Annotated in this window: 11 protein-coding genes; 8 read left to right on the top strand and 3 right to left on the bottom strand. The window is 60.9% G+C overall.

Annotated elements, in window-relative coordinates:
* Window positions 1–2 precede the first annotated feature (2 nt).
* On the top strand, window positions 3–2,465 hold the full coding sequence (locus tag AC1DWQ_RS16580) for a DUF1631 family protein (protein WP_477670627.1): 2,463 nt from the start codon (window positions 3–5) through the stop codon (window positions 2,463–2,465).
* A 66-nt stretch (window positions 2,466–2,531) separates the two neighbouring features.
* Here AC1DWQ_RS16580 and AC1DWQ_RS16585 read toward each other — a convergent pair whose 3' ends face one another.
* The 3 genes from AC1DWQ_RS16585 to AC1DWQ_RS16595 form a co-directional block, all read right to left on the bottom strand.
* Window positions 2,532–3,044, bottom strand: a complete 513-nt coding sequence (locus AC1DWQ_RS16585) for a Smg family protein (RefSeq protein ID WP_457282413.1) — start codon at window positions 3,042–3,044, stop codon at window positions 2,532–2,534.
* A 59-nt stretch (window positions 3,045–3,103) separates the two neighbouring features.
* Window positions 3,104–4,252, bottom strand: a complete 1,149-nt coding sequence (gene dprA, locus AC1DWQ_RS16590; protein ID WP_477670628.1) for a DNA-processing protein DprA — start codon at window positions 4,250–4,252, stop codon at window positions 3,104–3,106.
* 106 nt (window positions 4,253–4,358) lie between these two features.
* Window positions 4,359–5,582, bottom strand: coding sequence for a LysM peptidoglycan-binding domain-containing protein (locus tag AC1DWQ_RS16595; protein WP_477670629.1), 1,224 nt, complete (start codon window positions 5,580–5,582; stop codon window positions 4,359–4,361).
* Between the two features lie 217 nt (window positions 5,583–5,799).
* Here AC1DWQ_RS16595 and def point away from each other — a divergent pair, with 217 nt between their 5' ends.
* The 7 genes from def to fba all read left to right on the top strand — a co-directional run bounded on the left by def (window position 5,800) and on the right by fba (window position 13,127).
* Window positions 5,800–6,321: a peptide deformylase gene (gene def / locus AC1DWQ_RS16600; RefSeq protein ID WP_477666950.1), complete on the top strand. Its 522-nt coding sequence runs from the start codon at window positions 5,800–5,802 to the stop codon at window positions 6,319–6,321.
* Window positions 6,322–6,404: 83 nt separating this feature from the next.
* Window positions 6,405–7,391, top strand: a complete 987-nt coding sequence (fmt, locus tag AC1DWQ_RS16605) for a methionyl-tRNA formyltransferase (protein WP_477670630.1) — start codon at window positions 6,405–6,407, stop codon at window positions 7,389–7,391.
* Window positions 7,392–7,425: 34 nt separating this feature from the next.
* Entirely contained in the window at window positions 7,426–8,172 is a 747-nt protein-coding gene (locus AC1DWQ_RS16610; protein WP_477670631.1) for an AzlC family ABC transporter permease, read from the top strand.
* Window positions 8,169–8,504, top strand: a complete 336-nt coding sequence (locus AC1DWQ_RS16615) for an AzlD domain-containing protein (RefSeq protein WP_477670632.1) — start codon at window positions 8,169–8,171, stop codon at window positions 8,502–8,504. The genes AC1DWQ_RS16610 and AC1DWQ_RS16615 overlap by 4 nt, the downstream gene beginning before the upstream one ends.
* A gap of 325 nt (window positions 8,505–8,829) precedes the next feature.
* Window positions 8,830–10,023, top strand: a complete 1,194-nt coding sequence (locus AC1DWQ_RS16620) for a phosphoglycerate kinase (protein WP_477666947.1) — start codon at window positions 8,830–8,832, stop codon at window positions 10,021–10,023.
* Window positions 10,024–10,203: 180 nt separating this feature from the next.
* Window positions 10,204–11,637, top strand: a complete 1,434-nt coding sequence (gene pyk / locus AC1DWQ_RS16625) for a pyruvate kinase (RefSeq protein ID WP_477670751.1) — start codon at window positions 10,204–10,206, stop codon at window positions 11,635–11,637.
* Between the two features lie 425 nt (window positions 11,638–12,062).
* Window positions 12,063–13,127, top strand: coding sequence for a class II fructose-bisphosphate aldolase (gene fba / locus AC1DWQ_RS16630; protein WP_477670633.1), 1,065 nt, complete (start codon window positions 12,063–12,065; stop codon window positions 13,125–13,127).
* Window positions 13,128–13,209 lie beyond the last annotated feature (82 nt).

The following is a 13,209-nucleotide window of genomic DNA, read 5'->3' on the forward strand; positions in this document are numbered from 1 at the left end:
CTGTGGCTCCAAGTAACAAAAATAGCAGGGTTCTGGTCGAGCAGGCACGTGCGCTGTTTGCGGAGCGTGCTGTACGCGTACTGCCTGCACTGGCGAAAACCATTCAAGACAGGCTCACTGCCGCAGTTGATCAGCCCGGCAGTGTCCGGGAAATGCAGGACCGGCGTGATGCCTGGATGGCTTTCCAGAAAAGTGGTGCCACCTGGGTCCGTGGCACAACCGCCGCATGGACCACTGCCCAGACGATTCCTGCGCCAAACTCGCCCTCGAGGTTTGCCGACAGCGGCAAATTTGAATTGATGGGTAACGACGTGATGGAGGACAAAATCCTTGCTTCGCGGCTCGCGCTTCGGTTGCTGGACTTCGCAAGCTGGGAGTTGAACGACCTCCGGTTGCGCATCCAAAACCTGGAGGCCGTCACGGAATTGCACAAGCAGGACATTCTTCGCCCCGAGGTGCTTGCCCAGCACATGGTTGAGCAATGGAGTCTTGCATCGCTGCCACGGGATGTCTGGCTCGTTGTCCAGGATGTCATCCAGAAGGACATGGGCACACACCTGCTGGAGACTTACCATGCCACCAACGAGTTTTTGGTGCAGCAGGGGGTGATGGCGGAAATCGACTTACGGCCGCTGGTCAAACGCACTCCCTCCGCTGCGGATGCCGGAGCGTCTGCCAGGAAAGCCTCCACTTCTGAGAAGGAACGCGGCAAATTCGGCAGCGAAACCGGCTCCAGGACCGGCGGGTCTGAAGGCGGTGGCGCACGTGGTTTTGGCGGAGGCCAGGGCGATGGGCCTGATAGCCGGGTTCAGGGTGTGGGTGGCGGGCGATCTTCAGCCTTTGGCGGCCGTCAGGGTGCAGCTTCTCCAGGTACGGCGTCCGAAGGAGCAGGGTCGCAGCCAGGCGTATCCAGGCAAGGCGGCGCAGTCTACGATGAAACCCGCATGCAAACGGCGACGACGCCGCTCGCCAGGGCACGCATGAGGGCCCAGGGTGTGATGGGGCACCTCAAGCGTTTGCTGTCGAACCAGGTCGCAGGCTTCGACGATACCCACCCCACACAGGCGTCGCCTCAGCTCGCGCAGGCCATGGTGAGCGTGCAGAAGCAGGAAGAAACCGGTGCAGAGCGTACCTTGCTCGCAGATGCGCAAGGGCAGATCTATGGCCAGGTGCATGTCGACAATGCTGCAACTGCCTTGCGGGAACGAACCAATACCCTCAAGCAGGCGGCGTCCACCTCATCCGAGAAGGCGACGATTGAAATCGTGGCCCTGATGTTCCAGAGCATTCTTGCCGAAGACCGCATTCCGCCTGTGATCCGGGTCTGGTTTGCCCGTTTGCAGATGCCGGTATTGCGTGTGGCGATTTCCGAGCCAGAGTTCTTTGAGTCGCTGCAGCATCCTGCACGCCGGTTGATCGACCGCATGGGTTCCTGCGTATTGGGCTTTGACGTCACGGTGGCCGGCGGCGCCATGGAATCTGAAGTCAAGCGCATTGTGCAAGTGATAGAGCAGTATCCCGAAACAGGGCGTCGGGTGTTTCAGCTGGTTTACGACGAGTTCGAAAAGTTTTTATCCAAATTCCTTTCCGAGCATGGCAGCGCCGCCCGTGTTGTGAGCGTCGCGCAACAGGTCGAACAAAAAGAGACCATGACGATCCAGTACACCATTGAGATGCGGAACATGCTCAATGACATGCCGGTTCGAGACGAGATCCGCGAATTCCTCTTCAAGGTATGGGCCGAGGTATTGGCAATCGCCGCGATGAAGAACGGGCCGCAGCACGAGGAAACCATCACGCTCAAGCGGGCTGCCGCTGATCTGGTGTGGGCCGCGAGCGCCAAACCGAACCGCAATGATCGCGCCCGCGTGATTGCAGACCTGCCGAAATTGCTGCAGCTGCTGCGCCTGGGCATGTCCATGCTGGGCTTGGGTGTGTCTGACCAGGACGGGCACCTGAAGACCATCAGCGATACGCTGGCCGATGCATTCATGTCCAAAACCGACACCATTTCCCAGGAGCGGGTGGAGATCATGGCCAAACGGCTGATGAACCTGGAAGACTATCTTTCCGACGAGGACGTCGGAGACCTGCCGCTGGATACTGACAGCCTGGTCACCATGATCGGGATCGATGCTACCGACATTGAAGTGATCGCCGATGGCGGCAGCCAGCCCACGGAAGCCATGCGCGCATGGGCCCGGGAGCTCCAGGTAGGTACATGGTTCAGCCTGGACCACAACGGCAAGATCAGTCATGTGCAGTTTGCCTGGTGCAGTGATCGCAAGCAGTTGCACCTGTTTGCTTCTGCCGATGGCCGGAACTTCCTGATCCAGGCTCGTCGGCTCGCGGCCTACCTGCAGTCGGGTTTGCTGGTGCCTACGGAAGAGGAGGCGCTCACGGTACGTGCCACGCGCGACGCGCTTGCCAAGCTGGATGCAAATCCCGAGCGGTTGCTCGGCTAAGGGCCTCGTTGTCCGGCGTGCCCGGGCAACCGGTTCAAAAATGTCGTTTTTGTGCCGCAGTGCTATTCAGTGAGCAAGGCGACCTTCCGCGTCGTCGCACAATTCGTCCAGAACCAGCGCATCGGGTTCTTCGCCGAAGCTCCAATAGACCATCAATACGATGATTTTCAGGTCATCGAGCGTGACGGGGTCGCCCGGTGCCGCCATGGCACGGTCAATCACAATCTCGCGCATGTGCGGAGGCAATACGCCGGACGACTCAAGGAAGCTCACAAATCCCAGGCTCTGTGCGCCGAGTTGTGTTTGCTCGGCAACCGAATAAACGCGAAGGCTGTCGGGGGATTGGGGCTGAATGACCGGATGCGCACCGGGCTCGGTGAGCTCTGACGGGGCACTGGCCGGCAGACTGATTTGCGTGCCTTGGGCGGCGATATTCAAGCCGTCGAGCCAGACGAGGGCCGCCTGGATTTCTTCCGCCTCAAAACCCGCCGCTGTCAGTTTGCGGCCGAGCCGCTGAAGTTCGGGGCAAGCGTCACCTTGCCAGTAATTTTCGTAGACGTACACGAGTACTTCGAACATGCGTCCAATATAACGCAGTTGGCGGCAGCATTGTCAAGCCGGTGAAAAGAGTGCGGTGTTTATGCGTCAGCGCGTCGCTGGAACAGGCCGCCGGGAAGCCTGAACACCTGTCCGTCGAGTTCCAGCTCAAGTAGCTGCGCCTGCAGCATGGCTGTTTCGATCCCGGTTCGCGCCTGTAGTGTGTCCAGGCTCACCACGTCGAATCCCAGTGCGGCGATCAGGGCGGTAGATGAGGGGGACTCGACCAGGAGACCGGTTTCTTTCTCTGTTGGCGTATATGCCGCTGCAGCCGGCGCCACACCCCGCGCAGGGAGACTTAATTCCTCCAATACGTCCTGCGCAGTTTCCACCAGCTTGGCCCCCTGCTTGATCAGTGCGTGGCAGCCGCGTGACTGGGGCGAATGGATGGAGCCGGGTATGGCAAACACTTCTTTGCCCTGTTCGGCCGCCAGCCGCGCGGTGATCAGTGAGCCGGACTGCAGCGCTGCCTCGATGACAAGAGTGCCCAGCGACAGGCCGGAAATGATGCGGTTGCGTCTCGGGAAGTTCGCGGTCAGCGGTGGCGTGCCGAGCGGGAATTCGCTGATGATCATGCCTTGCTGGGCAATACGGTGCGCCAGCTCGAGATGTTTTTTGGGATAGACGCGGTCTAGTCCGGTACCCACCACGGCAATGGTATCTCCGCCGGCTTGCATGGCGCCGTCGTGCGCCGCACCGTCGATACCCAAGGCCAAGCCTGACACAACGCAGAGTTTGGCACCGGCCAGGGCCTTGGCGAATTGGCGCGCATTAGCTTCGCCCTGCGGCGTCGGGTTGCGGCTGCCTACGATGGCTATATGGGCCACGTGGGATGGCGATAACGCCTGAGGCTGGGATGCACGCTTGCCGAGCATGTAGAGCATCAGCGGGGGATCGGCGATGTCGAGCAAGGCCGCAGGGTAGGCCGCATCTCCAATCGCGACCACCCGCCGGTGCTCGCCGGCCTGCAACCAGTCCAGCGTCATTTGCAGCTGGGCTGCCAGATTTGGAGGCTCTGCCCTGAGCGCGCGCGCCAATTTCTCCGAACCCAACTGTTCCAGAGCGGCTGAACTCTGGTCAAAAATCGCCTGCACGGATCCAAAAGCGGCTAGCAGCTTGCGGGAATTCTCATTTCCTATGCCCGTTGAGAGGGTCAGGCGCAACCAGGCCTGGAGCTCATGTTTTTCCACGTGATAGCCAGGGCTGAAAGAATGACAGGGTCAACGAGTTCGAGTATTTGTCTCGAATGTCGATGGACCCGGATTGCCCAAGTTCGTGCGTTGCTTGTCCGCCGGTTTAATTGGGATTGACGAAGCGATCCCCCACCTTCACGCCATCGGTAATCTGCAGGACGAGGGCATAGGAAACGGCATCAAAAGTGCGAAATACCATCAACAAGCCATTTCGCTCGTTGGGCAGTTTAATCTGCTGGCGGCTGCTGTCGGTCTTGTCTTGCAATCTTGCGCCGTCCTTGAGAATGGCCATGATATGGCCACGTTCCAGACCATCCCTGGCGCCACGATTGATGACCACGACCTGGTTCTCCGCAGCATTGGTCACGGCACTTCCATAGATAGACACAATCTGTCCGGCAACGGCAGAAGAAGGCGCGTGCGGTATGTAATTCAGCAACTCGCGTGGCGGTTCAACCAACAGCCGGTCCCCCACCCGCATCTCTTCTTTGGTAGCAACGATGTCGATCGTCGCCGGCACGATTTCGGATTGCGGCTTGCCGTCTTTACCGGCTATTTCCGCAACCGATTCGCCGCGTGCTATTTCCGCCTTGCCGACGTATTGCGCCTCGTAGCCCAGAATCGCCTGGGTCGTCGGATCTTTCAGCGGCGTTGCGTTGCGAAACACCCGGTAATTGACCGGTTCGCCTTTTTCAATGCTCAGGGGTTTGCCGGTGGTGCTGCCGGTGCCGTATTGGCTGCGCGCATAGGCGCGATCTCCGCGGCTAAGCAGAACGCGGCCTTCCTGGGCCGCCACAATGCGGGGCGCATTGGAAAGCATGGCCTCGTCGACGATCAAGGCCTCATTCAGGAAGGGCTCGATCAGGTTGGGCGCGATCGTGGGAATGGAGGCGTCTGCCAGGGTTTCAAAGCGGGTGCGCGGAGAAACGCGTACGGTGTCTGTCGGCGGGCCGTCGCTGGAGGCCTGCCGTGTGCGCAAGACGGCGCGGCCGCCGGTCTTGTCGAGGTAGAGCTGCTGTCCCGGGTAGATGCGGTGAGGATTCTTGATGTCGTCTAGGTTCATGCCCCACAGTTCGGGCCAGCGCCATGGGCTCTTGAGGAACATGCCGGAAATGGCCCAGAGCGTGTCGCCCCGCTTGACGGTGTAGTTGTCAGGCGCATTGGGCGCCAGTTCACTGAGGGGAACCCCGGTTTGAGCCACTTGGGTGGCCGTGGCCTTCTGTGCCGGGGTAATGGGAAAATTCTGGGCATGCAAGCCGACAGTAGTGCCCAAAAGGGCTGCGGTTGCCATTGAAATTTGACTGAAACGACCAAAAATTGTTTGCATCTCTGTAGGCCCTCGGTGCTTTTATGAGGCTGGCAGACACTATCCGGGCTGAACCGGGCAGAAAAAGCCGCTTCTATATCTTGATAAATTACTAACGATTTTGTACCTAAGCCCTTGATTAAGCAACGATTACGCGATTCTGGGAATATCGGGATGCTGAAAAACCGGGAAAAGTGGCGAAAATAGCGACATCTCACCCATTGCCCAGCCTTCCTCCATGAGCCAGTTAACCATTCTTCGTTACCCCGACCCCCGCCTCCACACCGTTGCCAAGCCTGTGGCGGCCGTTGATGCGCGCCTGCGCAAGCTGGTCGACGACATGCTCGAAACCATGCACGAAGCGGCGGGCATCGGCCTGGCGGCAACCCAGGTGGATGTGCATGAGCGCCTGGTCGTGATTGATGTCAGCGAAGACCGGACACAGCCCCTGGTGCTGATCAATCCCGAGATTGTCTGGGCCAGCGAAGAAACACGCGTGGGCGACGAAGGCTGCCTGTCGGTGCCTGGTATTTATGACGGCGTGGAACGCTCTACCGCCATCAAGGTACAGGCGCTGGATCTAGACGGGAAGCTGCAGGTGCACGCAGCCGAAGGCATGCTGGCGGTTTGCATCCAGCATGAAATGGACCATCTGATGGGCAAGGTGTTTGTGGAGTACCTGTCCCCGCTTAAACGCAACCGCATCAAAACCAAGATGATCAAGCAGAAAAAGGACGAGGAGCGCGACTCGCCCCGTTAACCTGTCCGTACGTACGGACGTCGGCCGTTGTACCGCGTGCCGGAACCACGGGATTTCCCTAGGAGTCTTTAGAATCGGACTCCATGCGTGTCATTTTTGCCGGTACCCCTGAGTTCGCCCGTGTGGCCCTTGAAAAACTGCATGCGGCCGGTTTTGAGATTCCCCTCGTACTGAGCCAGCCTGACCGCCCCGCAGGCCGCGGCATGAAACTGCAGGCTTCGCCTGTCAAGCAATGGGCCGAAACCTCACACACACCCATCGCCCAACCCAGAAGCTTGCGGCTGGACGGCAAATTCCCTGACGATGCAGCCGCGGCGCACGAAGCCATCACCGCAGCGCGCGCGGACGTCATGGTGGTGGCGGCCTATGGACTCATTCTTCCGCAGTGGGTTCTGGATGTACCGCGGTTGGGCTGCCTCAATATCCACGCGTCGCTGTTGCCGAGATGGCGCGGTGCCGCGCCGATTCACCGGGCCATCGAAGCCGGTGATCCGGAAACCGGCGTCACCATCATGCAAATGGATGCCGGGCTGGACACGGGCGACATGCTCCTGACGGAAAAGCTGCGCATCGCACCCGGCGACACCACGGCTTCGCTGCACGACAAGCTGGCCAATCTGGGCGGGCGGCTCATCGTGGAGGCCCTCGAGATCGCTGCGTGCGGAGGCCTGCACGCGGTCTCTCAGCCCGCGGACGGCATCACTTACGCACACAAAATTGAAAAACATGAGGCATTACTGGACTGGTCGCAAGGCGCTTCCGTACTCGAGCGGCGGATCCGGGCGTTCAACCCGTTTCCCGGCGCGGCCGGTGTTGTAGACGGGCAAACCCTCAAGTTCTGGCGTGCCGAAGTTCTGGCGAATGCGCGTCGGCCGGGGGATGCCCAGGCCGGTGAAGTCCTTGCCGCAGGGCCACAAGGTGTGGACATTTGTGCCGCCGACGGCGTTCTACGTGTGAGCCGCCTTCAAAAAGCCGGCGGCAAGGCGCTGGATGCGTCCGAGTTTTTGCGGGGGTTTGAGATCCGTCCCGGCATGGTCTTCATTCAACCGGATATCGCCAAACAGGGGTGAAAAAAATGACGGAACAGAAAAGGGCGGGGTTTTTGTGAAGACATTCTTCAAGCATCCGGACTTCCGGCTCGGGGTGAGTGAGCTCGCTAGCGTTGCACCTGGCATCGCCGCCTGGGGCCTGATGACGGGCGTGGCAATGGTGAAGTCGGGCATGAGTCTTATCGAGGTGCTGCTGATGGCGGTGCTGGTTTTTGCCGGCAGTTCCCAACTGGCAGCCTTGCCTCTCATCGTGGCGGGCGCACCCATGTGGGTGATTCTGGCTACCTCGTTTTGCGTCAACCTGCGCTTCATGGTCTTCAGCGCTCACCTGCGCCCCTATGTGATGCACCAGAGCCTGTGGCGCCGCATGGCTTTTGGCTACGGCATGGCCGACCTGAACTATGTGCTTTTTACCAAACGCTTCCCGCACCCGGCCGCCGATGCTGCCGGCATTGAAGCCCAGGACGCCTACTGGGTCGGCAGCTGCGGCATGAGCTGGGTCAGCTGGGTGGGTGCCACGCTGGTGGGCATTGCGCTGGCCAATTCCATTCCGCTGTCCTGGGGCTTGGGCTTTGCCGGCATCCTGGCGCTGCTGGGCATCATGTGGTCGCTGGCCACCACCCGCCTGCGAGCGGTGTCTGCAGCCATCGCGGGTGCCGCCGCTGTCGCCACCTTCGCCTTGCCGCTCAAGCTCAATATCCTGGTGGGCATTGCCGTAGCCGTCATCGTCTGCCTGGCGCTGGAAAAATCAGCGCCGGCCAAGCCTGCGGTATCCACTCCCGGAACCGGAGACGCAGCATGAACCAGACCGATCTCTGGACGGTGGTGACCATCATCGGCATGACGCTGATGACCGTCCTCACGCGCTCCTTCTTTTTTCTCTCCAGCAAGCCCTGGACGCTGCCAGGCTGGGCGCAGCGCGGCCTGCACTACGCGCCCATTGCTGCGCTGGCCGCAGTGATCGTGCCGGAAATGGTGATGACGCAGGGCCATTTCATCGCAACCTGGAAAGACGCGCGGCTGTTTGCGGTAGTCGCCGGCACCGCCTGGTATTACTGGCGTCACGGCGTGCTGGGCACCATCCTGGCCGGCATGGCGGTGTATTTGCCGCTGCATATGGGGTTTGGATGGTGAGCCCCCACGGTAAAAATTAGCACACCCCTATCGGGCTCACTGCGTGTAGCCCTTTTCCCCTTGCAGGGGACGGCGCCTGCGGCCCGGCAAAGCCGGTTCCGCGGCCCCTGCTGGCCTTGGTGTTACTCGCTTCGCATCGTGTTTGGTGTCGACTGCTATCAAATCAGTAGCTGCTTGCGCTCGTTCTGCGTGGGCTGGAGGCCGATTTGATGCCTAAATTTACGCTTTCCCGGCTTTGTCTGACGGGCCCAGGCACATACAGGCACCTACAATTTAGGGCTTTGGGCGCTGTGGCCCAAAGCCTTTTTTATTGTGCGAGCGATTTATGAACTTCATCCGTTTCTCCGACCTGTGCGCCAGCGGCAAAGTTGCCGGCAAGCGCGTGTTCATCCGTGCCGACCTCAACGTGCCGCAGGATGACAGCGGCAACATCACGGAAGACACGCGCATCCGCGCCTCGATTCCCTGCATCCAGATGGCCCTGGACGCAGGCGCGGCGGTCATGGTGACATCTCATCTCGGGCGGCCAGTGGAGGGTGAGTTCAAGCCGGCCGATTCGCTGGCGCCTGTGGCCAAACGAATGGGCGAGTTGATGAAGCGCGACATTCCCCTGGCCTCCGGCTGGGTGGACGGTGTGGATGTCAAACCCGGCCAGCTGGTGATGCTGGAGAACTGCCGGCTCAACAAGGGCGAGAAGAAAAACAGCGAAGAGCTGGCGCGCAAGATGGCTGCGCTCTGCGATATTTTTGTGCACGATGCGTTCGGCACGGCGCACCGCGCTGAAGCCTCCACCTATGGCATTGCGCAGTACGCGCCCGTGGCAAGCGCCGGCCCACTGCTGGCCGCCGAGATGGACGCCATCTCCAAAGCCCTTTCCAGCCCGCGCAGGCCGCTGGTGGCCATCGTGGCCGGCAGCAAGGTCTCGACCAAGCTCACCATCCTCAAATCACTCGCCGCCAATGTTGACCAGCTCATCGTGGGCGGCGGTATTGCCAACACCTTCATGCTGGCCGCCGGTTTGAAAATCGGCAAAAGCCTGGCCGAAGCCGACCTGCTGGCCGAAGCCAAAGCCGTGATTGACGCCATGAAGGCGCGTGGCGCCGAGGTGCCGATTCCGACGGACGTTGTCACCGCCAAAACCTTTGCCGCTGACGCGCCGGCCACCGTCAAGGCGGCCACTGACGTCGCCGATGACGACCTGATTCTTGATATCGGCCCGCAAACCACCGCGAGACTTGCGGCGCAGCTCAAGGCGGCCGGCACCATCGTATGGAACGGCCCGGTCGGCGTGTTTGAGTTTGACGCGTTCGCTAAAGGCACCGAAGGCATTGCGCGCGCCGTTGCGGACAGCAGCGGGTTCTCTATCGCCGGAGGCGGGGACACGCTGGCCGCCATTGCCAAATACGGCATTGAAAAGCAGGTCGACTACATCTCGACCGGCGGCGGCGCTTTTCTGGAAGTGCTGGAAGGCAAGACGCTTCCGGCCTTTGAAATCCTGCAAAAGCGCGCGGGCCATTGAGGCGCTACCTGCAAAATGCGGCAAACCGCGGTTTGCAGGTTCAAGGCGCGACACGTTGCATGCAGCGGGCCACCCCTCCGGCTTCTGACCAATACCCCGGATGCGGCGATGGCTTGGTAACCGCCACGTAACTCATTCGTGTAAAAATAAGAAACTAAATTACAGGAGACAGACATGAAGATGCAGCGCCGCGGCACCAAAATCGTTGCCACCCTTGGCCCCGCCTCCAGCGATCCGGCCTTGCTGGAGCAGATGATTCGCGCTGGCGTCAACTGCGTGCGGCTGAATTTCAGCCACGGCACGGCGCAAGACCACATCGATCGTGCCAGGCTGGTGCGAGAGGCCGCCACCCGCGCCGGGCGCGAGGTCGCCATCATGGCCGACCTGCAGGGCCCGAAAATCCGTGTCGGCAAATTTGCCGAGGGCAAGGTGCAGCTTGAGCAAGGCATGAAGTTTGTGCTCGACGCGTCCCGCACCGAGCTTGGTGACATCAACGGCGTAGGCCTGGACTACAAGGAACTGCCGCGCGACGTCAAGGCCGGTGACACACTGCTGCTCAACGACGGCCTGATCGTCATGACGGTCGACAGGGTCTTGGGCGAGCAGGTCCATGCGACGGTCAAAATCGGCGGCGTGTTGTCCAACAACAAGGGCATCAATAAGCAGGGCGGCGGTCTGACGGCGCCGGCGCTGACGGCCAAAGACATGGAAGACATTCGCACCGCAATGAGTTTCCAGGCCGACTATGTCGCGGTGAGCTTTCCGCAGAACGCCAGCGACATGGAAATGGCGCGCCAGCTGTGCAATGTGGCCGGTGCTGAGCACCGCCACAAGCCGGGCTTGATCGCCAAGATCGAGCGTGCCGAAGCGATCCCGAACCTGGAAGCCATCTGCAGGGCCAGCGACGGCATCATGGTCGCGCGTGGCGACCTGGCCATCGAGGTCGGCAATGCGGCCGTGCCGGCGCTGCAAAAACGCATGATCCGCATGGCCCGTGAGCTGGACAAGGTGGTCATCACCGCGACCCACATGATGGAGTCCATGATCACCAACCCGGTGCCCACGCGCGCTGAGGTCAGCGACGTGGCCAACGCGGTGCTCGACGGCACCGATGCCGTCATGACATCGGCCGAGACCGCCGCCGGCCGTTATCCGCTGGAGACCATTGTCGAGATGGCCAACATCTGCGCCGAAGCCGAAAAAGCCGAGGACGTGAAACTGGACGCCGACTTTACCGGCATGACCTTTGACCGCATTGACCAGTCCATCGCCATGGGCGCCTTGTTCACGGCCCACCACCTGGGTTGCAAAGCCATTGTGGCGCTGACCGACTCGGGCTCTACGGCGCTGTGGATGAGCCGCCACCGTATCCATATCCCCATCTACGCGCTGACGCCCAAACTGGCGACCCAGCGCAAGATGGCGCTGTACCGCAATGTCAGGCCGCTGCTGATGGACCAGAGTGTCGAGCGCGACACCGCGCTCGGCGATGCCGAGGCCCACCTGAAAAAACGCGGCATCGTCGAAAGCGGTGACATTTATGCCATCACCTGCGGCGAACCCATGGGCGCACCGGGCGGCACCAATATGCTGAAGATCTGCAGGGTAGCTTAAAGATATGGCCCCCACGGTCGCTCACTTCGTGTAGCTCCCTGCCCCCCGAGGGGGCCGCCCGCCTGCGGTCTGGCAAAGCCAGTCCCGCGGCTCATGCTGGCTTGAAGAGTTCTTTGAGCGCAACCAGCGGGGTATTCCACCAGCAGGGGCCAAGGGTCCGGCTTCGCCGGCCCAAGGCGCCGCCCCCTTGAGGGGGGAACAGGCTACACGCAGTGAGCCTGGACGGGGGTGGGCAACGCTTACAAGCAGTTACGGCATGCATTCAGACACAAGTTCGGTTATCCCACCCTATTCGGGTAAACGTTAGAATCAAGGCTTCGGTTACTTCGTGGTTACGGGCGTTTCCAGGCGGCTTTTACGCCGCACGGCCCTCGCGAGGAACCCGCCTTTTGGCAGTGTTTTTCTAACTTCTGGGGATATCACACATGGCACTCGTTTCTATGCGCGAGCTGCTGGACCATGCGGCAGTCAACGGCTACGGCATTCCGGCTTTTAACGTCAACAACCTTGAGCAGGTGCAAGCCGTGATGGAAGCGGCCAAAGAGACCGGCGCGCCCGTCATCCTGCAGGCCAGCGCAGGCGCCCGCAAGTACGCCGGTGAACCCTTCATCAAACACCTGATCGAGGCGGCTATCGAGATGTATCCCAACATCCCGCTGGTCATGCACCAGGACCACGGCCAGAATCCTGCCGTTTGCCAGGGCGCCATCGACCTTGGTTTTTCGTCCGTGATGATGGACGGCTCGCTCGAAGCCGACGGCAAGACCATCGCCAGCTATGAATACAACGTCGAGGTGACCAAGAAGGTCTCGCAGCTGGCCCACAAATACGGAGTTACCGTCGAAGGTGAGCTCGGCTGCCTGGGTTCGCTGGAGACCATGAAGGGCGACAAGGAAGACGGCCACGGCACCGACGCCACCATGACGCGCGAGCAGCTGTTGACCGACCCCGAGCAGGCCGCCGACTTCGTCAAGCGCACGCAAATTGACGCGCTGGCGATTGCCATCGGCACCAGCCACGGCGCCTATAAATTCACCCGCAAGCCCACCGGCGACATCCTGGCGATCGACCGCATCAAGGAAATCCACAAGCGCATCCCGAGCACCCACCTGGTGATGCACGGCTCGTCCTCGGTGCCGCAGGAAATGCTGACTGTCATTCGCCAGTACGGCGGCCAGATGAAGGAAACCTACGGCGTGCCCGTCGAGGAAATCCAGGAAGCCATCAAGCACGGCGTGCGCAAGATCAACATCGACACCGACATCCGCCTGGCCATGACCGGCGCGGTGCGCAAGTTCCTGGCTGAAAACCCCGAGAAATTCGACGCCCGCGAGTGGCTCAAGCCCGCCCGCGAAGCCGCCAAGGCCCTGTGCAAGCAGCGCTACATCGAATTCGGCTGTGAAGGCCAGGGCGCCAAGATCAAGGGTGACGCCCTGCAGGTCGTGGCCGCCAAGTACGCCAAGGGCGAGCTCGCCCAGGTCGTGCATTAAACTTCAACGCTATCGCGACAGGCATCCGTAACGAGTGCCGGCGTTGGCCGGCTGCAAAAGCGGCATTTACTTGAGGGCGCCT

The sequence above is a fragment of the Polaromonas sp. P2_G11 genome (assembly GCF_056403595.1).

What these genes read in the sequence shown, in the direction of transcription:
- AC1DWQ_RS16615 (WP_477670632.1), top strand. Translation starts at nt 8,169, where the DNA reads ATGAACCAGACCGATCTCTGGACGGTGGTGACCATCATCGGCATGACG.
- fmt (WP_477670630.1), top strand. Translation starts at nt 6,405, where the DNA reads ATGCGTGTCATTTTTGCCGGTACCCCTGAGTTCGCCCGTGTGGCCCTT.
- AC1DWQ_RS16595 (WP_477670629.1), bottom strand. Translation starts at nt 5,582, where the DNA reads ATGCAAACAATTTTTGGTCGTTTCAGTCAAATTTCAATGGCAACCGCA.
- pyk (WP_477670751.1), top strand. Translation starts at nt 10,204, where the DNA reads ATGCAGCGCCGCGGCACCAAAATCGTTGCCACCCTTGGCCCCGCCTCC.
- AC1DWQ_RS16585 (WP_457282413.1), bottom strand. Translation starts at nt 3,044, where the DNA reads ATGTTCGAAGTACTCGTGTACGTCTACGAAAATTACTGGCAAGGTGAC.
- def (WP_477666950.1), top strand. Translation starts at nt 5,800, where the DNA reads ATGAGCCAGTTAACCATTCTTCGTTACCCCGACCCCCGCCTCCACACC.
- AC1DWQ_RS16620 (WP_477666947.1), top strand. Translation starts at nt 8,830, where the DNA reads ATGAACTTCATCCGTTTCTCCGACCTGTGCGCCAGCGGCAAAGTTGCC.
- fba (WP_477670633.1), top strand. Translation starts at nt 12,063, where the DNA reads ATGGCACTCGTTTCTATGCGCGAGCTGCTGGACCATGCGGCAGTCAAC.